At 36.6% G+C, this 17,757-nt stretch carries 22 protein-coding genes; 7 read left to right on the top strand and 15 right to left on the bottom strand.

Annotated features, from left to right (window positions below):
* Position 1: 1 nt before the first annotated feature.
* Positions 2-658, top strand: coding sequence for a molybdate ABC transporter permease subunit (gene modB, locus ACIQ7N_RS11510; protein ID WP_402932076.1), 657 nt, complete (start codon positions 2-4; stop codon positions 656-658).
* A gap of 91 nt (positions 659-749) precedes the next feature.
* Here the strand turns inward: modB and moaD are convergent, their stop codons facing one another.
* Genes moaD through ACIQ7N_RS11485 form a run of 5 tightly spaced genes read right to left on the bottom strand, consistent with a single transcriptional unit; the run spans position 750 to position 4,259 of the window.
* Positions 750-983, bottom strand: a complete 234-nt coding sequence (gene moaD, locus ACIQ7N_RS11505) for a molybdopterin converting factor subunit 1 (protein ID WP_402932074.1) — start codon at positions 981-983, stop codon at positions 750-752.
* Positions 976-1,455 carry a molybdenum cofactor biosynthesis protein MoaE gene (locus tag ACIQ7N_RS11500; protein ID WP_402932072.1) on the bottom strand — a complete coding sequence of 160 codons (480 nt, stop codon included), beginning with the start codon at positions 1,453-1,455 and terminating at the stop codon, positions 976-978. The genes moaD and ACIQ7N_RS11500 overlap by 8 nt, the downstream gene beginning before the upstream one ends.
* Positions 1,452-1,976 carry a molybdopterin-guanine dinucleotide biosynthesis protein B gene (mobB, locus tag ACIQ7N_RS11495; protein WP_402932070.1) on the bottom strand — a complete coding sequence of 175 codons (525 nt, stop codon included), beginning with the start codon at positions 1,974-1,976 and terminating at the stop codon, positions 1,452-1,454. The genes ACIQ7N_RS11500 and mobB overlap by 4 nt, the downstream gene beginning before the upstream one ends.
* A complete protein-coding gene (locus ACIQ7N_RS11490) occupies positions 1,937-3,229 on the bottom strand; it encodes a molybdopterin molybdotransferase MoeA (protein WP_402932068.1) in 1,293 nt (430 codons plus the stop codon). The genes mobB and ACIQ7N_RS11490 overlap by 40 nt, the downstream gene beginning before the upstream one ends.
* Before the next feature lie 13 nt (positions 3,230-3,242).
* Positions 3,243-4,259, bottom strand: a complete 1,017-nt coding sequence (locus ACIQ7N_RS11485) for a thiazole biosynthesis adenylyltransferase ThiF (RefSeq protein ID WP_402932066.1) — start codon at positions 4,257-4,259, stop codon at positions 3,243-3,245.
* 120 nt (positions 4,260-4,379) lie between these two features.
* On the opposite strand from ACIQ7N_RS11485, the gene ACIQ7N_RS11480 reads away from it, so the two are divergent.
* Genes ACIQ7N_RS11480 through moaC form a run of 3 tightly spaced genes read left to right on the top strand, consistent with a single transcriptional unit; the run spans position 4,380 to position 5,939 of the window.
* Positions 4,380-4,874: a MogA/MoaB family molybdenum cofactor biosynthesis protein gene (locus ACIQ7N_RS11480; protein WP_402932064.1), complete on the top strand. Its 495-nt coding sequence runs from the start codon at positions 4,380-4,382 to the stop codon at positions 4,872-4,874.
* Positions 4,871-5,464, top strand: a complete 594-nt coding sequence (gene mobA, locus ACIQ7N_RS11475; protein WP_402932062.1) for a molybdenum cofactor guanylyltransferase — start codon at positions 4,871-4,873, stop codon at positions 5,462-5,464. Before ACIQ7N_RS11480 ends, mobA begins: the two co-directional genes overlap by 4 nt.
* Positions 5,457-5,939, top strand: a complete 483-nt coding sequence (moaC, locus tag ACIQ7N_RS11470) for a cyclic pyranopterin monophosphate synthase MoaC (RefSeq protein WP_370075498.1) — start codon at positions 5,457-5,459, stop codon at positions 5,937-5,939. The genes mobA and moaC overlap by 8 nt, the downstream gene beginning before the upstream one ends.
* 92 nt (positions 5,940-6,031) lie before the next feature.
* On the opposite strand, the gene moaA is transcribed toward moaC, so the two are convergent.
* Genes moaA through ACIQ7N_RS11455 form a run of 3 tightly spaced genes read right to left on the bottom strand, consistent with a single transcriptional unit; the run spans position 6,032 to position 8,238 of the window.
* On the bottom strand, positions 6,032-7,054 hold the full coding sequence (gene moaA, locus ACIQ7N_RS11465; protein WP_402932175.1) for a GTP 3',8-cyclase MoaA: 1,023 nt from the start codon (positions 7,052-7,054) through the stop codon (positions 6,032-6,034).
* Positions 7,055-7,080: 26 nt separating this feature from the next.
* Complete coding sequence (gene fdhD / locus ACIQ7N_RS11460; RefSeq protein ID WP_402932060.1) at positions 7,081-7,878, bottom strand: formate dehydrogenase accessory sulfurtransferase FdhD; 798 nt, start codon at positions 7,876-7,878, stop codon at positions 7,081-7,083.
* A 12-nt stretch (positions 7,879-7,890) separates the two neighbouring features.
* Positions 7,891-8,238 (bottom strand): Na-translocating system protein MpsC family protein, encoded by a 348-nt coding sequence (locus ACIQ7N_RS11455; RefSeq protein WP_132357045.1) that lies wholly within the window; start codon positions 8,236-8,238, stop codon positions 7,891-7,893.
* Positions 8,239-8,830: 592 nt separating this feature from the next.
* Between ACIQ7N_RS11455 and fdhF the strand changes: the two genes are divergently transcribed.
* From fdhF to ACIQ7N_RS11440, 3 genes are read left to right on the top strand one after another with little or no spacing between them, the layout of a single operon-like run.
* Positions 8,831-11,764, top strand: coding sequence for a formate dehydrogenase subunit alpha (gene fdhF / locus ACIQ7N_RS11450; RefSeq protein WP_402932058.1), 2,934 nt, complete (start codon positions 8,831-8,833; stop codon positions 11,762-11,764).
* 4 nt (positions 11,765-11,768) lie between these two features.
* On the top strand, positions 11,769-12,245 hold the full coding sequence (locus tag ACIQ7N_RS11445) for a helical membrane plugin domain-containing protein (protein ID WP_402932056.1): 477 nt from the start codon (positions 11,769-11,771) through the stop codon (positions 12,243-12,245).
* Between the two features lie 16 nt (positions 12,246-12,261).
* Complete coding sequence (locus tag ACIQ7N_RS11440) at positions 12,262-13,308, top strand: Mrp/NBP35 family ATP-binding protein (protein ID WP_402932054.1); 1,047 nt, start codon at positions 12,262-12,264, stop codon at positions 13,306-13,308.
* Positions 13,309-13,492: 184 nt separating this feature from the next.
* On the opposite strand, the gene ACIQ7N_RS11435 is transcribed toward ACIQ7N_RS11440, so the two are convergent.
* From ACIQ7N_RS11435 to ACIQ7N_RS11405, 7 genes are all read right to left on the bottom strand, one after another.
* Positions 13,493-13,780, bottom strand: coding sequence for a hypothetical protein (locus tag ACIQ7N_RS11435; protein ID WP_323653232.1), 288 nt, complete (start codon positions 13,778-13,780; stop codon positions 13,493-13,495).
* Between the two features lie 115 nt (positions 13,781-13,895).
* Positions 13,896-14,096 carry a hypothetical protein gene (locus ACIQ7N_RS11430; RefSeq protein ID WP_132357050.1) on the bottom strand — a complete coding sequence of 67 codons (201 nt, stop codon included), beginning with the start codon at positions 14,094-14,096 and terminating at the stop codon, positions 13,896-13,898.
* A 323-nt stretch (positions 14,097-14,419) separates the two neighbouring features.
* Entirely contained in the window at positions 14,420-15,292 is an 873-nt protein-coding gene (locus ACIQ7N_RS11425; protein WP_402932051.1) for an ABC transporter permease, read from the bottom strand.
* A complete protein-coding gene (locus ACIQ7N_RS11420; RefSeq protein WP_132357052.1) occupies positions 15,289-16,209 on the bottom strand; it encodes an ABC transporter ATP-binding protein in 921 nt (306 codons plus the stop codon). The genes ACIQ7N_RS11425 and ACIQ7N_RS11420 overlap by 4 nt, the downstream gene beginning before the upstream one ends.
* A 4-nt stretch (positions 16,210-16,213) precedes the next feature.
* Entirely contained in the window at positions 16,214-16,624 is a 411-nt protein-coding gene (locus ACIQ7N_RS11415) for a DUF3021 family protein (RefSeq protein WP_483869815.1), read from the bottom strand.
* A gap of 11 nt (positions 16,625-16,635) precedes the next feature.
* Positions 16,636-17,082, bottom strand: coding sequence for a LytTR family DNA-binding domain-containing protein (locus tag ACIQ7N_RS11410; RefSeq protein WP_402932048.1), 447 nt, complete (start codon positions 17,080-17,082; stop codon positions 16,636-16,638).
* A 327-nt stretch (positions 17,083-17,409) separates the two neighbouring features.
* Positions 17,410-17,679, bottom strand: a complete 270-nt coding sequence (locus ACIQ7N_RS11405) for a 2TM domain-containing protein (protein WP_132357055.1) — start codon at positions 17,677-17,679, stop codon at positions 17,410-17,412.
* Positions 17,680-17,757: the final 78 nt, after the last annotated feature.

Here is a 17,757-nt window from a genome sequence, read left to right as displayed (position 1 = left end):
GATGAGTACGGATTTCTGGTCACCTCTTAAACTTTCTATCGAAATAGCGCTTGTGTCAGGAGTAATTGTTATAGTAACTGGTATTCTATTTGGTAAATGGATGGCAAAGCGTAATTTCAAAGGAAAATTATTTCTAGAAACAGTGTTACTTTTACCATTAGTATTACCTCCTACTGTAATAGGTTTTCTTCTAATTATTATTTTTGGTAAAAACAGCGTGCTTGGTAACTTGATTACATGGCTTTTTAATCAACCCATTATGTTCACATGGTGGGCGGCGGTCATTGCCTCTACTGTTGTGGCATTTCCTTTAATGTATCAATCAGCAAAAACTGGCTTTGAATCTGTTGATGTGGACATTGAGAACGCTGCACGTGTTGATGGTGCTCACAAATGGCAAGTTTTTTTCTTTATTTCTATCCCTCTTGCATTAAAATCAATTGTCTCAGGTGGAATTTTAAGTTTCACACGAGCTTTAGGTGAATTTGGTGCAACCTTAATGTTTGCCGGAAACCTTCCAGGCAAAACACAAACTACGCCACTTGCAATTTATATGGCGATTGGTTCAGGTAACATGTCGCTCGCTTGGTCATGGGTAATTTGTATGATCGGTATTTCCTTTCTTATGCTTCTGAGCGTTCATTTCATGAAGGCATAAAATGAAACGTTAACTAGTGGCTCTTCCCCTACAAATATAGTAAAAGATGTAGTCGGTGCAAACTAATCTGTACCAACTACATCTTTTCTTTTTACCCGCCACTAATGGGTGGAATAAACGCGATTGTATCCCCTTTTTTTACAACCGTTGCATCTGTTGCAAATTCCTCATTTACTGCTGTCATGACATGTTGTAAATTAACTTGTGGATATTGTATTTCCATCCATTCTTTAATTTGTCCAATTGTTCGGTCTGACAGGTCTACATATAATTTTGACTCACCGATTACTTCTTGTAAGTGAGCAAATAGTAATATGTTAATCACAAGATTCCTCCTCACCCATTGATGGATTTCCTTTTGGATAAGGGACATTTTCTAATTGATCACCAATCCATTCAGTCCCATCTTCCCAATACTCTTTTTTCCAAATAGGCACAATTTGTTTAATACGGTCAATCGCAAATTCATTGGCTTCATAGGCTATTTTACGATGTGGTGATGAAACCGCAATGACAACGGCAATATCCGAAATTCCCAAATGACCAACACGATGTGTAATGGCTACTTTCGCTTCCGGCCATCGTTCTTGTATTTCTTTAGATATTTGTTCGAACATTTTAATAGCCATAGATGGATAGGCCTGATATTCCAAATGTAGTGTTTTCTTGCCTTTCGTCATTTCACGTACTGTTCCGATGAAAACAGTGATTGCACCAGCATTTCGATCTGTTACTTTTTGTCTAACTTCTTCAACATCAATTGGTTTATCAATGATTTCAAACAACGATGTAGTCATGATTTTCTCCTCATTTCCTGCATAAGAACTTCCATATATTGCGCTTTTTCTTGAATTGAAAAAATTGGATAATCTAATTGTTTATTTAGTGGATATGTTGGCCAATAAAGAACACAGACGATATTGGTTACTTTTTGTAGCAAAGATTGATCTTCCGCGTGTCGCAAAAGAACAACCTTCGGATAGTCTTCATTTTTATAGCCTTCAATGAAAATAATATCCATATTAAATGTTTCATAAATAGCTAGTATATCAGCAAGCTGAAAGTTACTTTGGTGAATGCTCATGCGCAAAGTACCTTCTCCCTCAACTGCTGTCACACTTGCGCCAGCCTTCTCATGACGAACACTATCTTTTGAACTTTCGATCATAGGGATACCACCATGTCCATGATGCTTGATTGTTCCTACACGAAAGCCTTCTGTAGTGGCTTGTGTAATGAGTTGTTCCATTAACGTTGTCTTCCCACTATTTTGATAGCCTACGATTTGTAAGATTTTTCGATGTTGCCCCATGGCCACTCACTTCCTTGCAAATCTTCTAATAATAAAACAACAACTTGCATGCCTTTTTCGTATCCACGTGATCCACCTGGTAATACAATAAAAGAATTGGCTTCTGCTAATGAAGAAACGGCACTAGATTTATCGAACCCTGAAGGAACTGCAACTAAATGACCGTTTTCGTAAGACGCATTCGCACGCACAAAACGGGTAAACGGATTCGGTTTTTTAAAGTCCGCATTTAAAACAGCCTGCTCTCTACGTAAATGTGGTTGCTTATTACCAAAAGCTGAACGAATAATAGGTCGTGTAAATAATTCAAAACCAACATAGCAAGCTGATGGATTACCTGAAAGTCCAAATAATAATTGACCATTTCGAGCCGCAACAGTTGTTACACTACCTGGTCGCATTGCTACTTTATTAAAAAGTACTTGTGCGTCAATGGCTTCATAAATAGCCGGTAAGTAATCGTAATCACCTACTGATACTCCTCCAGTTGTAATCAAAATATCTACTTCCTGAAGAGCTTTTTCAACAGCTTGTATACATAAATTTAGCTCATCGCTAAACTTACCAAAATATTTGACGGTTGCTCCAGCACGTTCAATTTGAGCCATTATCATATATGCATTGCTATTACGAATTTTTCCTGGCTGCAAAGAATCACTTGGTTCAAGTAATTCACTTCCTGTTGCAATAACGCCAACGATTGGTTTTCGAAAAACAGGTACTTGATCATAACCAAAAGTAGCAAGTAATGCGACAACACCTGGATTGATGTATTGTCCTTTTTCCATAAGAACTGCGCCTTTTTGAACGTCCTCTCCCTTATAGGAAATATTTGTTCCTGTTTCATAAGAGCGTTTAATCGACATATACCGTTGATTGTTTTCTTCAAATGTGCGCGTTAATTCGAGCATAACGACTGCATCACACCCGTTCGGGATAGGAGCTCCTGTCATGATGCGCACCGCTTCTCGATCACCCAATTCTCCCTCAAATACATAGCCCGCGCCAATTTCCCCCACTACTTTAAAGGTTACTGGATTGTCTGAACTTGCCTCTTGACTATCGACCGAGCGAATAGCATAACCATCATAAGGTGAACGATCAAAAGCTGGTACATCTTGGTCTGCAGCAACATCTTCTGCTAAAAAACGTCCATGCGCTTGCTGTAGTGAAACGACCTCTATTTTTTCTTGGAAGGCAAACTCCATGACACGTTGAACAGCTTCTCCAACAGCAATTGGTTTTCTTTTTTCTAACATTTGGAACACTCCTTTATCCGAATAAACGATAATAAATGGTTTTAGCTTTTTGTATATCTTGTACACCGTGAATGACAACTCGTCCATCTTGGAAAATCACTAGTCGATAATCTTCTGCTTGGCAAGACAGTAAATAGGGATTTTGTTGAATATCACCATAGGGACTAAGTTGAACTGCGAGCTGATCAAAATTATAATGAATCGGTTTTGCTGGACGTATTTGAATAGCATCACGACCACATAATACATTTAACTTTGTTTGATTTTCATATGATAAATACGGATAAGTCGGATTTTTACCACAGGATGGACAGTCATGATTGCGAATTTTTTCTACGTTGATTTCATAGTGTTGGTTTTGCCAAACATCAAAAGTTAAATAACTTTTGCGTAATGCTTCTTCATCGCCCACTAAAAACTTTAATACCTCAGCTACTTGATAAGCTGCGACGATTTGAACAGTTGGACTTATAATTCCTACTGTATCGCAAGTCATCCCTGTATTAGGCATCGCTGCTAGCAAACAATGTAAACAAGGTGTTTTACCTGGCACAATCGTATAAGTAGCACCATAACTCCCAACACAAGAACCATAAACCCAAGGAATTTGATATTTTTGTGCAAGATCGTTCATCATAAAGCGAATATCGAAGTTGTCCGTTGCATCCACCATAATATCTACATCTGCAAGTAGTGGGATTATTTGCTCTGTACACGCATCCAAAATATATTCGTTAATTTCTACCTCTGCGTTAATGCTTTGTAGTCGTTTTTTTGCAGCGATTACTTTAGGGACTTTTTCTTGCGCATCTTGTTCGGTATATAGTTGTTGTCTTTGTAAATTACTCCACTCTACATAATCACGATCAATAATCGTCAACTTTCCGACGCCTGCCCTGACAAGCGCCTCTGCGCTAGCACTACCTAAAGCACCAACTCCTATCATCAGGACATGCTTTTCTTTTAGTAGTAGCTGCCCGTTTTCTCCGATTGGGCTGAATAATTGTTGTCTAGAATATCTATTATGCATAAACGTTTTTGCCTTTCTTTCTATGAATTTTAGTTTGACCTTTTAATATATAGCTTTATAATAAAAGCAATGTTTTTCAGCAAAAACAAAAATCAACTCTTTAAAAGGAGGTCTTTTACCTTGCATCCCACACATAGTGAACTTCCTATACGAGCTGCCATTTTAACAGTGAGCGACACACGCACGAAGGCGGATGATCGAGGTGGTCAGCGTATTCAATCATTACTTCAAGAAGCTTCATTTGAATTAATAGACTACCAAATGTCAAAAGATGAACCTCTTGAAATCTCAAACCATGTACAAAAATGGTGCGATGATCAAACCATTAATACCATTATCGTAACAGGAGGAACAGGATTTACACCGAGAGACCAAACTTACGACACGATTCTCCCTCTTTTCGAAAAAGAAATGATGGGATTTGGTGAATTGTTTCGAGCACTAAGTTATGAAGAAATCGGCCCAAAAGCCATGTTTAGTCGTGCAACAGCGGGTAGTCGCGATAAAACGGCTATCTATGTACTACCAGGTTCAACTAATGCCGTGACACTTGCCATGACAAAACTGATTCTTCCTACTGTGCAACATTTTGTCGGTGAGTTGAATCGTATATGAAAATGGCTGGTGTTGTCTTAGCAGGCGGTCAATCTTCACGGTACGGTCAACCGAAAATGTTTGAATTATTTGCTGGTCTACCTTTATATAAGCACAGTCTCATAGCCTTACAAAAAAATCAACTACAGCCTTTAATTATTGCTACAAATGCTAGCTTACAATCAAAGTTTGTAGAAGAAAATGTCCAATGGATCATTGAAAAACAGCCCCATCAAGGACCTCTGTTCGCCTTGCATAATATAATGACAAATTTTCCGGAAGTAGAGTGGTTTTTCGTAATAGCAAGTGATATGCCTTTTATTAATGCAGAATTTGTCCAAACTATGCTCACATTTATCGATGATCGTTACGATGCGATTGTACCTAAACAAGCTTCAAGATTACAACCTCTTGCTGCTTTATATCGACGCAGTGCTTTACCAATAGCACAGCAATTAGTCCAACAAAACAAGCGAAGTATGAAAGTCTTGTTAGAGCAACTTCAAGTATGTTATGTCCCATTTGAAGAAGACAGCTCAACATTTATCAATATTAATTCTCAACAAGATTGGCTACAAACATTTGAAAGGAAGTCTAATAATAATGAGTAATTTTACACACTGGAATGAAGAAGGTCGCCCCAAAATGGTCGACATTTCAGATAAAACAATCACAAACCGTACAGCGATCGCTCGTAGTACAATCACGTTATCCGATGAAGTCTATCAAGCTATCCAACAGGGCGGCATAAAAAAAGGCGACCCTACGCAAGTGGCACAAATTGCTGGAATTATGGGCGCTAAAAAAACTGCTGATATTATCCCAATGTGCCATCCGATTATGTTACAAGGAACAGATCTTCAATTTGAATATACAAAAGCAGAGGATGGTTACGAACTACACATTCAAGCTACAGTTAAATGTAATGGTAAAACAGGCGTCGAAATGGAAGCACTAACCGCTGTATCCATAGCTGCACTGACTTTTTATGATATGTGTAAAGCCGTCGATAAATCTATGGTCATTAAAGAGACATATCTCGTTCAAAAAACGGGCGGAAAAAGTGGCGACTTTGTCCATAAATAAACAGAAAAAATTCGGCATTATTTTGCCGATTTTTTTCTGTTTTTTACACCAATACTAACAAGCCAGCACTAATTAATACCACTCTATTTCGTCTACCCACCGATATGTGACATTTCAATTTTTGAGTTTTTCCTTTTTTCCATTGTCTGTTCATTTCGTTCATCGGAATAGCGATCTTTTCTATTTTCCCAAACATTCGATATGTGTTGGGTGATGGTTTCATCATCTTCCCCAGACCTTAACAAATCTCGTAGATTCGTTCCCTCTGTTGCAAATAAACAAGTATATAATGTTCCTTCTGCCGAAATACGGGCACGCGAACAAGTGGAGCAGAAAGAATCTGTTACAGATGATATCACGCCAACTTCGCCCTGAGCATCCTCATATTGATAACGTGTAGCCACTTCCCCTTTATAATTAGGGTCAACAGGATGCAAAGGGGAAAATTGGTTGACCTGGTCAATGATTTCTTTCTTCGACACAACTTCATCCAGCCGCCAACCATTCGAATTACCGACATCCATATATTCAATAAAGCGCAGAATATGCTGTTTCTCTTTAAAATATTCTGCCATCGAAATGATATCTTGCTCATTTTTCCCTTTTTGAACGACCATATTGATCTTCACTTGTAAACCCGCTTCTGCCGCTTTTTCTATACCTTCTAATACCGTTTTCACTTTTCCTCGATGGCCATTCATCTCGAAAAAACGTTCTTCATTTAGAGAATCTAGGCTAACAGCTACTCGTGATAAACCTGCTCTCGCCAATTCATTGGCATATTTTTTCAACAATGTGCCATTGGTCGTTAAGGCAATATCTTCTACTCCATCTATGCGATGTATACGTTCAATTAATGTCGGCAGATCACGACGAAGTAAAGGCTCACCACCAGTAATGCGTACTTTTTTTACACCTAATGAAACGAAAATCTTTACCAATCGCTCGATTTCTTCAAAACTCAATATTTTTTCGGACGGTAAAAAAGCATAATCTGGACCAAATACTTCTGCAGGCATGCAATATTGACAACGAAAATTACAACGGTCTGTCACTGATATCCTTAAATCTCTTAATGGTCTGTGTAGTTGGTCTTGTAGACTAGTAATTTTAATCTCTTCCTTTCATTTTGTTAGAGCGATTAACTTTTTGGTAAGTGAATACGTTCTTTGTGTGTATAAATATTAAGTGTATTTTGACGAATAAAGCCTACCGTCGTAATACCGAGTTGCTCTGCTAATTGCAATGCTAATTCTGTTGGAGCCGATTTGGACAGTACAATTTCACAGCCAATTTTCGATACTTTAAGTAAAATTTCAGATGAAATCCTTCCGCTAAATACGATAATTTTGTCCTGAATGCTAATTTTGTTTTTTAGGCAATAACCATATATTTTATCTAAGGCATTATGGCGCCCAATATCCATTCTACTTAATAAAACACCATTCGTATCACATAGCGCGGCATTATGAACACCACCAGTTTGTTTAAATGTTTCAGCCAAATCTTGCATATCGCGCATTAAACGAAAACAATCATCTGTTGTAATACGCACATGAATGCCTTCCATTTTTTTAGCGACTAATGCATCATTAGCAAAAACAAACCCTTGGCGGCTCATGCCACAACAAGAAGTAATGTAACGTTTATTTTGAATTTGTTGAAAGTAAGGATTCACACGCTTTGTTTTAACATGCACAAACCCTTCTTTTTCTTGGTGCCAAATGGCTTCAATATCTTCGTAATCGCGAATAATTCGTTCAGAAGCCAAATAGCCAATAACCATATCTTCTACATACTCTGGTGTGCAAACCATCGTCACGAATTCTTGCTCATTAATCTTCACTGTGACCGCATATTCTGTGACAACAGTATCTTCTATTTCTTTGATTTGATTACCTTCAACACGTATTATTTCTCTAGTTACTGCACGTTCCATATGGCATCCCCTTTATTCGCTAATATTATCTTCAAAAACAAAGACAGAAATAGCAAAATCTTCTTCAATTTTGATATCTGAAAATAAATGGAGTAACTTAGTGCCCATCAATTCTTCCATGCCGTCTGGAGGTGATTTAGTATACAAATCTTGAATCATTCTTGTACGTGCAGCATGAACCATTTTTAACCCTTCAGGCGTACTCGCAATAAATTTTTCTGTCGGTGTGATATTACCATATAAAGTTGAGACAGCCATGTTCTCTACGAAAACTGTATGAATACGCTCTGGTCCTTTTCCAAATATATCTTTGCGTAGTTTTCGAATAATGTCGTTGAACTCATGCACTTTTTTTGACATTTTAACGATCTCCCAACGTAATTAATCTTTTTTTCCTATGTTCATGGGGGTCACCCTTACAGTTTGTTAATAATATAGCAACTTAAATAAAAATTAAAGAGAAAATATCCAATGATAATTATTCTCAATCGATAATTTTTATTATTATTATTGTCCATTTTGGCTGAAAAGGCTATAATAATTGGTATTACATATGGAATGAAAGTATTTTGATTCCTATGTCATGGTTTCATACAAATAAGTTTGAACTATAGGCATGGTGGTTTTAATATTTATATTCTATAGTTATATTGAATAAAAAATAAAAGTTGATTGAATTTTTAGCAAGGCCTGTTAAGAATTTTATCCACCATGAATAAATAGCATGTTAGTACATGCCTTTTCATGGTGGATTTTTTTATTTTTGAGCAATATCAACATCGACAACTAATAATTAATGTTTCTTCATCTATGTTGGTGTAGAAATTGGACAAATTGGGAAATGACATTATAACTAGACAATCAAAATAAAACTCGTAACTCTATTCCCGATTTATCCTAAGTATTAACCTGTTGTCAAATAAGTCTCAAAGAGCAAAAGGAGGAAAATACCTTGACTACAATTAAAATTAATGGCCAACCGTATGATGTAGCAGAGGGGGCTACAATACTTGATACCATTAATCAAAATGGCATCGCCCATCCACAAATTTGTCATGTACCAGCTGTTGATCCTATCGAAACTTGTGATACATGTATCGTCGAAGTGAATGGACAATTAGTTCGCTCTTGTTCAACAAAAGCAGTAAACGGCATGGATATCCAACTTACTTCTGATAAAGCGAAAGCTGCACAAACAGAGGCGATGGATCGTCTACTAGAAAATCATTTGCTGTACTGCACAGTTTGCGATAATAACAACGGAAATTGTACATTACACAACACAGCAGAATTAATGGAAATCGAACATCAAAAATATCCGTATCAACCAAAAGTTGAACCACACGAAGTAGATATGTCGCACCCGTTTTATCGATATGATCCAAACCAATGTATCGCATGTGGACAATGTGTAGAGGTTTGTCAAAACTTACAAGTTAACGAAACATTATCTCTTGACTGGGAAGCTGAAAGACCAAAAGTAGTTTGGGATGAAGGCGTTGCCATTAACGATTCTTCATGTGTAGGCTGTGGGCAATGTGTTACCGTTTGTCCATGTAATGCCTTAATGGAAAAATCAATGCTTGGTGAAGCTGGTTTTATGACTGGGCTTAAGCAAGAAACATTAGATCCGATGATTAGTTTAATTAAGGAAGTAGAGCCTGGCTATAGTGGTATCTTTGCTGTTTCTGAAGTCGAGGCTGCTATGCGTAGTAAACGTACGAAGAAAACAAAAACAGTTTGTACTTTCTGTGGAGTAGGTTGTTCATTCGAAGTTTGGACAAAAGACCGCAAAATTTTAAAAGTGCAACCTTCTGACGGTCCTGTAAATGCTATTTCTACTTGTGTAAAAGGAAAATTCGGCTGGGACTTCATCAACTCTGAAGAACGAATTACAAAACCATTAATTCGTAAAAATGATGCATTTGTTGAATCTTCATGGGATGAAGCTCTTGACTTAATTGCTTCTAAACTAGGTGGCATTCAAAAAGAACACGGTTCTGGTTCTGTCGGCTTTATTTCTTCTTCAAAAATTACAAACGAAGAAAACTACTTAATTCAAAAAATGGCACGTCAACTGTTCGAAACAAACGACGTTGATAACTGCTCACGCTATTGTCAATCTCCAGCTACAGATGGCCTGCTACGCACAGTTGGTATAGGTGGCGACGCTGGAACGATCAAAGATATCGCAAAAGCTGGCCTTGTTATTATTGTTGGGGCAAACCCTGCAGAAGGTCACCCTGTTTTAGCTACTCGTGTAAAACGTGCCCATAAGTTACACGGTCAAAAATTAATTGTTGCCGACGTTCGTAAACATGAAATGGCTGAGCGTTCTGATATTTTCATGCGCCCAAAACAAGGAACAGACCAAGTATGGTTAATGGCCGTTACAAAATATATGATCGATCAAGGTTGGCATGATGAAGCCTTCATTCAAGAGAATGTGCACTTCTTTGATGATTTTAAAGATGTACTTGAAACATACACACTAGAATATGCAGAAAAAGAAACGGGCATTTCAAAAGAAACGTTGATAAATGTTGCTGAAATGATTCGTGATGCTGACGGTACATGTGTACTTTGGGGTATGGGTGTTACACAAAATACAGGTGGCTCCTATACATCAGCTGCAATTTCTAACCTACTTCTAGCTACTGGTAACTATCGTCGTCCAGGTGCAGGTGCCTACCCTCTTCGTGGTCACAACAATGTTCAAGGTGCTTGTGATATGGGTACACTACCGAATCTATTACCAGGTAATCAAAAAGTAATAGACGATGAAGCACGTAAGAAATTTGAAGAAGCATATGGTGTGAAAATCAAACCTGAACCAGGTCGTACGAATATGGCAATGTTAGATGCGATCATGGAAGGTAAAATGAAAGCAATGTATTTAGTTGGGGAAGATATGGCACTAGTAGATTGCGATGCTAACCATGTAGATAAAGTACTTTCACAATTAGACTTCTTTGTTGTACAAGATTGCTTCCTTTCACGTACAGCACAATATGCAGATGTTATTTTACCAGCAGCACCTTCTCTTGAAAAAGAAGGTACGTTCACGAATACAGAGCGTCGTGTACAACGACTATATCAAGTATTACCAACACTTGGTGAATCAAAAGCCGATTGGGAAATCCTTCAATTAGTAGCACGTCGCCTAGGTGCTGACTGGAATTACAGTCACCCAAGTGAAATCTTTGCTGAAATGGCTAGTCTTGCTCCATTCTTCTCGCAAGCGAACTATGATGTATTAGAAAATTGGGGTAGCTTCTGTTGGGGTAGCCATGATGGTAAAGACACACCATTACTATATGAGGATGGCTTTAACTTCCCTGACAAAAAAGCTCGATTTGCTTTAAATGATTGGATTAGACCGGTTGAATATGAAGCGCAATATGATTGCCATATTAATAACGGTCGTATGCTTGAACACTTCCATGAAGGTAATATGACAAATAAATCAAAAGGGATTCAATCGAAAGTACCTGAAATTTTTGTTGAAGTATCACCAGAGCTAGCAAAAGAACGCGGCATTGAAGATGGAGCTCTTCTTCGTTTAGTGTCTCCTCAAGGCGCATTAAAATTAAATGCCCTAGTAACAGATCGCGTACAAGGAAATGAACTTTTCTTACCTATGAACTCTGTTAGCAAAGATTCAGCGATTAATTTCTTAACGGGCCCAGCTGGAGACATCAATACATCGACACCGGCGTACAAACAAACAAAAGTACGTGTAGAAGTATTGAAGCAAAAAGGAAAATCGCCACTTCCTAGAACAAACCCGCGTTATAAAAAACGTCATCCACAAAATGGTGTTGAGGTACAACGTAAATGGAATCGTCCCGGTTACGTTCACTTAACAACTAACGAAAGGGAGTGATTTCATGGCTGCACCAATTACGACAATTCAAAAAGCGCAAGTAACAGAAGAACAACTAAAGGAAGAAAAGTTAGAGAATTTAAAGCAACTTCTTTCTGAGAATGAAGAAATGGTAAACCAGGTCTTTACAATCATGGCAGAATTAAATGATATTGGAGCGCTAGAAGCTGCTACGAAACTACTTGAAGCAAAAGAGGATGTTGCACATATTGCTCTTGGTCAATTAACGCGTAAGCCAGTGACGAATATTATCAACAACTTAATGGGTGTTGCGGGAGCACTAACTGAACTGAATCCCGAAACAACAACAAAGCTTGTTGAGGGTTTAAATACCGGTATAGATGAAGCGAACAAGGCCGTTGAATCGGACGAAAAGGTTAGTGCCTTTAAGTTGTTCAAAATGTTAAACGATCCTGATGTTAATCGTGCTGTAAACTTTGGCGTTCACTTCTTAAAAGGGCTTGGCAAAGGCTTAAAATAGGAAGGTGGTTTCTAATATGCTAACGAACGAACATATTTTAAAAACTTTGCAGAAAATCGATGATCCAGAACTTCATAAAAGCATCGTTGACTTGAATATGGTACGCAATATTCAAGTCAACGGTACGGATATCTCACTTGATATTATTTTGACTATTCAAGGATGTCCTTTAAAAGCCAAAATCCAACAAGATGTTGAAGAAGCGTTGAAAGCGATCGGCGCATCCAATGTCTCCATTACATTTGGTTCTATGACAGATGACGAACGTCGTAGTTTAACAGTTTCTTTAAAATCAGAAAAAGTGACGGATAAAGGTATGCCTAAAATGCTTCTACCCGATTCTGGTGTCAAATTTATAGCAGTTACTAGTGGTAAAGGTGGCGTCGGTAAATCTACCGTGACGATTAACTTAGCAGTAGCTCTTGCCCGTCTCGGTAAACGTGTAGGTATTTTAGATGCCGACATATATGGATTCAGTATTCCTGCCATGATGAAGATTCAACAAAAGCCAACAATGATTGACCAAACAGCTATTCCAGTAATAAGTCATGGTGTGAAGATCATGTCGATGGGTTTTTTCACAAACGAAAATCAACCTGTCATGTGGCGTGGCCCAATGCTCAACAAATGGATTCGTAATTTCCTTGTCAATACACATTGGGATGAATTAGATTATCTCCTTATAGACTTACCACCTGGTACAGGAGATGTAGCCATTGATATGGCAGCAATGATTCCACAAGCACAGGAAATTATTGTCACAACACCACACCTTGCAGCTTCTCATGTTGCTTCTCGTGCAGGTCTGATGGCTCAACATACGAAACATACGATTCTTGGTGTAGTTGAAAACATGGCCTACTTCGAAAACTCAAATGGTGAAAAGAACTATTTATTCGGTCAAGGTGGCGCAGAAAAATTAGCAGATGAACTTCAGACAAGTATCCTCGCTCAAGTTCCATTTGCGCAACCTGAGGAAAATACAGGTTCTTCCGTTTATGACGAAGACTCCATTATCGGTGAGGTATTTACCCATCTTGCAGAAGATATGATGTATCAATAAAGTGAAACTTTCATCAGTGGGCGGGTTTCTTCATCCCCCTACTTACCCATCAGGCTTTTGCAGGTAATTAATCTCTCGCCTAAGAGCATGATTAAACACAAAAATCCTTGTCTCGCGTTTAACACGAGACAAGGATTTTTTAATGGAGCCATGTTCAAATTTGAAACACTCCCCTATATGTAATTCAATAACCAGCCTTTTTTAAAACCTGCATAAAATAAAAACGGTACGTATTTTTAACAAAAGAATCTAAAGGCAACCCAACATTTAATTGATATTTTGTAAAAATAAAATAAAAACGCTTATCCCACTTTAACCTTAATAACTCCCCAGCATCTTCACCATATTTCTCCGTAAATTCCTCAATTAAAGGTTCAATCATATAGTAGCAATAGTCTTTTAAGTTTGCGAGAGCCTCTATATCTTTCTCCTTTTGAAAACGTGTAATCCAATCTTCTAATTGTTCGTTCATGTTAAAATCATCTCTCTTTATTGAGTTTCTTCCTATTATATTATAACGCTTTTTATAAGTTTTAGCTCCTCTTGTTGACGTATTGTAATTTGAAATGGTTTTAATTTTAACTCTGCTAATTTATGAGCCGTTTATTATATTCAATCCACTTTTCCATTTCTCTCTCCACGGCTCGATTTTGCCATTCAAACCAAATACCAGAACATTCACTACAGTGACTGTCTACCCCATTTTTATTATGCATATCTTTTCGAGTAAATACAGTTTTTTTACGACAGCTGTAGCAGTAAACTTCTTTCTCTTTATCAAATTCCATCACTATCAACTCCAACATTTTTACACATATTCCTTTCCGTTTTTTATATAAATTATTCTAAAACAGGGAAAACGGCATAAAATCGTATCGTCCTTCGAGTTGGCTCTCAGCTGTTCAAAACCTTGAATCTTGTATACAATGACTCTAACTATAACATTAGGATTAACTTTAAATAGTAGGGTTTTGTTTTAAACACTTTTCCTATAAGGGTAACAAACATGTGATTAACAAAAAGAACCACATACGGTAAAGTCGTATGTGGCTCTTCCACAAGTGCAAATGAAGTCATAATGTGTAGTTAAATGCGAAAGTTAAGTAAATATTTATTTGTTTTTTCTACCATATAGCCATAATGAGATAAGCGTAAAAACAATAATAGAAGCAATAATATAAATTACACTATGCATTGGGGAAAAAATCATATCGTTCCATTCATAATGGACACCAAATTGAATTTCATAATTATTTCCTGCTTCAGGTGCGCCTTCAAAAACCTTATCAAGGGAATCACGCATCAAAGCTTCTCTAAACAAAACTGTTGTATGACTAATCGGGAATACCATGATTATTTTTTGTACAAAATCAGGTACTGCGCCAAGTGGCACGTATACTCCGCATAAAAAACCAATAGCGGTACCTACAACTGTATTTAAGGTTGAAAAAGCATTTTGTGTTGAGACTAACAGAGTAAGAAATAGGTTAAAAACACTGCTTAGTGTAACTGCAAGTACAATAATCCCAATGAGTTGAACTATTTTTTCAAACGTATACCAGGATCCGCCCATGAACACAATAAATAATTGACATGCAATTAACCCAATAAGCGATAAAACAAAGCCAATAAGCAAGGAATTGATAACATAGCTTAATTGAATTTTTGCACGTGCATTAGGAGTTGTTAAAAAATCTGCCATTACTTTTGTCTCTAAGTCCTTTATATAAATACCTAGAGCTGCTAACGTCGTAGTTACAGCAATAATGGAGAGTAAGCCTGCAACCATCCATTCATTCACCATAGTTTTCAATTGATCCGATGCTGGTACTAATTGTTCAATGGCATCTACTTGTGTTTTTTGAATAAAAATTGCATACAGCATGATAACAATAATCACTGATAAGATTGAAAAAAATACAAGCATACGATCACGTCGAAATACTTTATTATGCCTACTAACCAAATTCAACATTGTGTTCATGTTAATGGCACCTCCTCATTGATACGAATAAATACATCGTCCATCGAACCTTTCTTTACTTCAAATGAGCTGATAAAAGTCTGAAGTTCTTTTAAAATATCAAGTGCATGAATGGTAGATTGAACACGTACGCGGTACTCACCATTTTTCTCTTCAAAATTAAGATTGTTTTGTGTTAGTAATGATGAACCATCTACACCGTTATTAAAAAAGACAAATAATTCATCATATGTATATTGCTCTTTTAATGTATTTGGTGTACCTTTAGACACGATTTTTCCTTCCTTCATTACTACTATTTCATCTGCTACAGCAGCTTCTTCCATATAATGAGTAGTCAAAAAAATCGTCATATTCGTTTCTTCTTGTAGCTTTTTAATTGCATCCCAAACAAAGACGCGTGTTTGTGGATCAAGGCCTGTTGTGGGTTCATCTAAAAATAAAATAGTTGGTTTATGAATAATTGCTCTTGCAATATCTGCACGTCGCTTTTGACCGCCAGATAATGTCCCATATTTTTTCTTCGCAATATCTTCTAAATGTAAATAGCGATCTACAAATCCCCAGTTTTCTTGTAATTCTTTTTTTGTCAAGTTATATATGTTACCTCGATGTAAGATATTTTCTTTCACTGTTAGACGCGCGTCCAAAATGCTTTGCTGAAAAACAACCCCTATTGCTTTTCGAATTAAATAATTATTTGTTCGACTACCTAGAGTCACACCATTAATTTTTACATCTCCTGAAGTTTTTTCCAACAATGTACACAACATTTCAATAGATGTAGATTTTCCAGCACCATTTGTCCCTAAAAATGCAAATAATGCACCCTTCTTTACCTCAAACGAAATTCCCTTTACTGCTTCATGTGAACCGTATTTCTTACTTAAATTTTTCACGTCAATTACTAATTCCATTTAACTAACCTCTCTTTCTATTTTGTAATAAGTTATTAATTTCATCTACTTCACGCTTTGTTAGTAGCCATAATAGAATCCAAATAATGATATAGGCGATGGCTTCAATTAAAAAAACTGGCCAGATGGTATGCCATTTTGATAATTCAAACCAAGAGCCGACCAATCCTGCGACAAAGACACAAATAGTAACAAAACAGAAATGAAGTGTTAATTGAACATTGAAAGACACAATTCCCGTTTCAAATATAAGTGTTGCAATGCCAATCGAAATACCCATAATTGCTGCAGTCAATAGCTCTCTTAATAGATCTTGACCACTAATTAAACTATCTGGGTTCGCAACACTACCCAGTGTTAATATTACATAGGACGTGCTTAGTCCAATAAGAAGTCCAATTATCCCATTTTGTATAATTTTTATTGTTAATTCCTCCCAATACCGAGTGCTTGTTTTAGTTTCTTTAAATAATTTCGACTCACAACAACGGAAATCTCATTTTCTAAAAATAGTTGTGTTGATCCAAGTGGCCCTAATTGTATAGAGGTAATTTTAGAAATATTAACAAGAGTTGATTTATTGACACGCACAAATTTGTCGCCAAGTAATTGTTCCAATTCATAAATTCTCCGCTTTGAGTCAAATTCTTCTTCTTCAGTTTGAAAAAAAACTTTTATACCTTCTGCATAGATACAGTAAATATCATTCGTTTTTAACATGTGAATTTCATTATCCCTATACCCATCAATGACATTAACTTCATTCTTTTTTAATTGTTTCATCAACTGTTCAATTTCAGCGTTATATTCATTTGCATAAATGTGTACTTCTATTTCATCATATTGCTTTTCGATATTTATCTTTATTTTCATCTAGACCTCCATGCCACTAAAATAATGATACCATTTAATTTTCCATAAAATTAAAAATCTAAATGAAATGTATTAAATTAACTACAAGGTGTTTATTTTCTTTAATAAGTTGCATATTTAAGTTTTTGCCTCTTAGATACATCAAGCACTTAACACTTCGAATTAAGTAACTGAAAAAGTAATTGAAAGTGGAATTCCAGTCCAAATTACCGAGATAACTATTCAACAAATCCTTTTTATGCATCTAAATAGAAGAAAAACGTTTCAAAAACATTGAGCTTTTGAAACGTCTAGGTAAATCGAAATTACTTATTATTAAAGTTGAATTTATTTTTTATTCATATATTTTTCTAACTGCCTCTTCTCCCATTCTTCCCCCAAAAACTTGCCTCTACTAAATACTGAAATACCATGTGCTACAATTCCGATTCCCCAACCTAGTAAAGTATAAATAAACCATAAGCTTCCCGGTGAAGAGAATAAGTTAATAATTATCAATCCTAAATTGACAATTATATATACAAATAAGTGGATATAAAAACTCTTCAATGCTCGAACTCTCTTTATCGAACGTTCATATTTTTCATTATCACTCAAAAATATCCCTCGCTTTTTGATAGAAAAGTTGTTTAGAGCATATAGGATCCATGTTTCCCTCTATTTTCGAAGCTCTTT

It is taken from the genome of Lysinibacillus sp. NPDC095746 (genome assembly GCF_044763535.1).
GTDB lineage: Bacteria > Bacillota > Bacilli > Bacillales_A > Planococcaceae > Lysinibacillus.
The sequence above is the reverse complement of the archived record's forward strand: the minus strand, read 5'-3'. Positions and strand labels throughout refer to the sequence as shown.

What these genes read in the sequence shown, in the direction of transcription:
- ACIQ7N_RS11410 (WP_402932048.1), bottom strand. Translation starts at nt 17,082, where the DNA reads ATGAAAATAAAGATAAATATCGAAAAGCAATATGATGAAATAGAAGTA.
- modB (WP_402932076.1), top strand. Translation starts at nt 2, where the DNA reads ATGAGTACGGATTTCTGGTCACCTCTTAAACTTTCTATCGAAATAGCG.
- ACIQ7N_RS11420 (WP_132357052.1), bottom strand. Translation starts at nt 16,209, where the DNA reads ATGGAATTAGTAATTGACGTGAAAAATTTAAGTAAGAAATACGGTTCA.
- ACIQ7N_RS11500 (WP_402932072.1), bottom strand. Translation starts at nt 1,455, where the DNA reads ATGACTACATCGTTGTTTGAAATCATTGATAAACCAATTGATGTTGAA.
- ACIQ7N_RS11490 (WP_402932068.1), bottom strand. Translation starts at nt 3,229, where the DNA reads ATGTTAGAAAAAAGAAAACCAATTGCTGTTGGAGAAGCTGTTCAACGT.
- ACIQ7N_RS11430 (WP_132357050.1), bottom strand. Translation starts at nt 14,096, where the DNA reads ATGGAATTTGATAAAGAGAAAGAAGTTTACTGCTACAGCTGTCGTAAA.
- ACIQ7N_RS11440 (WP_402932054.1), top strand. Translation starts at nt 12,262, where the DNA reads ATGCTAACGAACGAACATATTTTAAAAACTTTGCAGAAAATCGATGAT.
- ACIQ7N_RS11425 (WP_402932051.1), bottom strand. Translation starts at nt 15,292, where the DNA reads ATGAACACAATGTTGAATTTGGTTAGTAGGCATAATAAAGTATTTCGA.
- fdhD (WP_402932060.1), bottom strand. Translation starts at nt 7,878, where the DNA reads ATGGAACGTGCAGTAACTAGAGAAATAATACGTGTTGAAGGTAATCAA.
- ACIQ7N_RS11435 (WP_323653232.1), bottom strand. Translation starts at nt 13,780, where the DNA reads ATGAACGAACAATTAGAAGATTGGATTACACGTTTTCAAAAGGAGAAA.
- ACIQ7N_RS11485 (WP_402932066.1), bottom strand. Translation starts at nt 4,259, where the DNA reads ATGCATAATAGATATTCTAGACAACAATTATTCAGCCCAATCGGAGAA.
- mobA (WP_402932062.1), top strand. Translation starts at nt 4,871, where the DNA reads ATGAAAATGGCTGGTGTTGTCTTAGCAGGCGGTCAATCTTCACGGTAC.
- ACIQ7N_RS11445 (WP_402932056.1), top strand. Translation starts at nt 11,769, where the DNA reads ATGGCTGCACCAATTACGACAATTCAAAAAGCGCAAGTAACAGAAGAA.
- moaC (WP_370075498.1), top strand. Translation starts at nt 5,457, where the DNA reads ATGAGTAATTTTACACACTGGAATGAAGAAGGTCGCCCCAAAATGGTC.
- ACIQ7N_RS11455 (WP_132357045.1), bottom strand. Translation starts at nt 8,238, where the DNA reads ATGTCAAAAAAAGTGCATGAGTTCAACGACATTATTCGAAAACTACGC.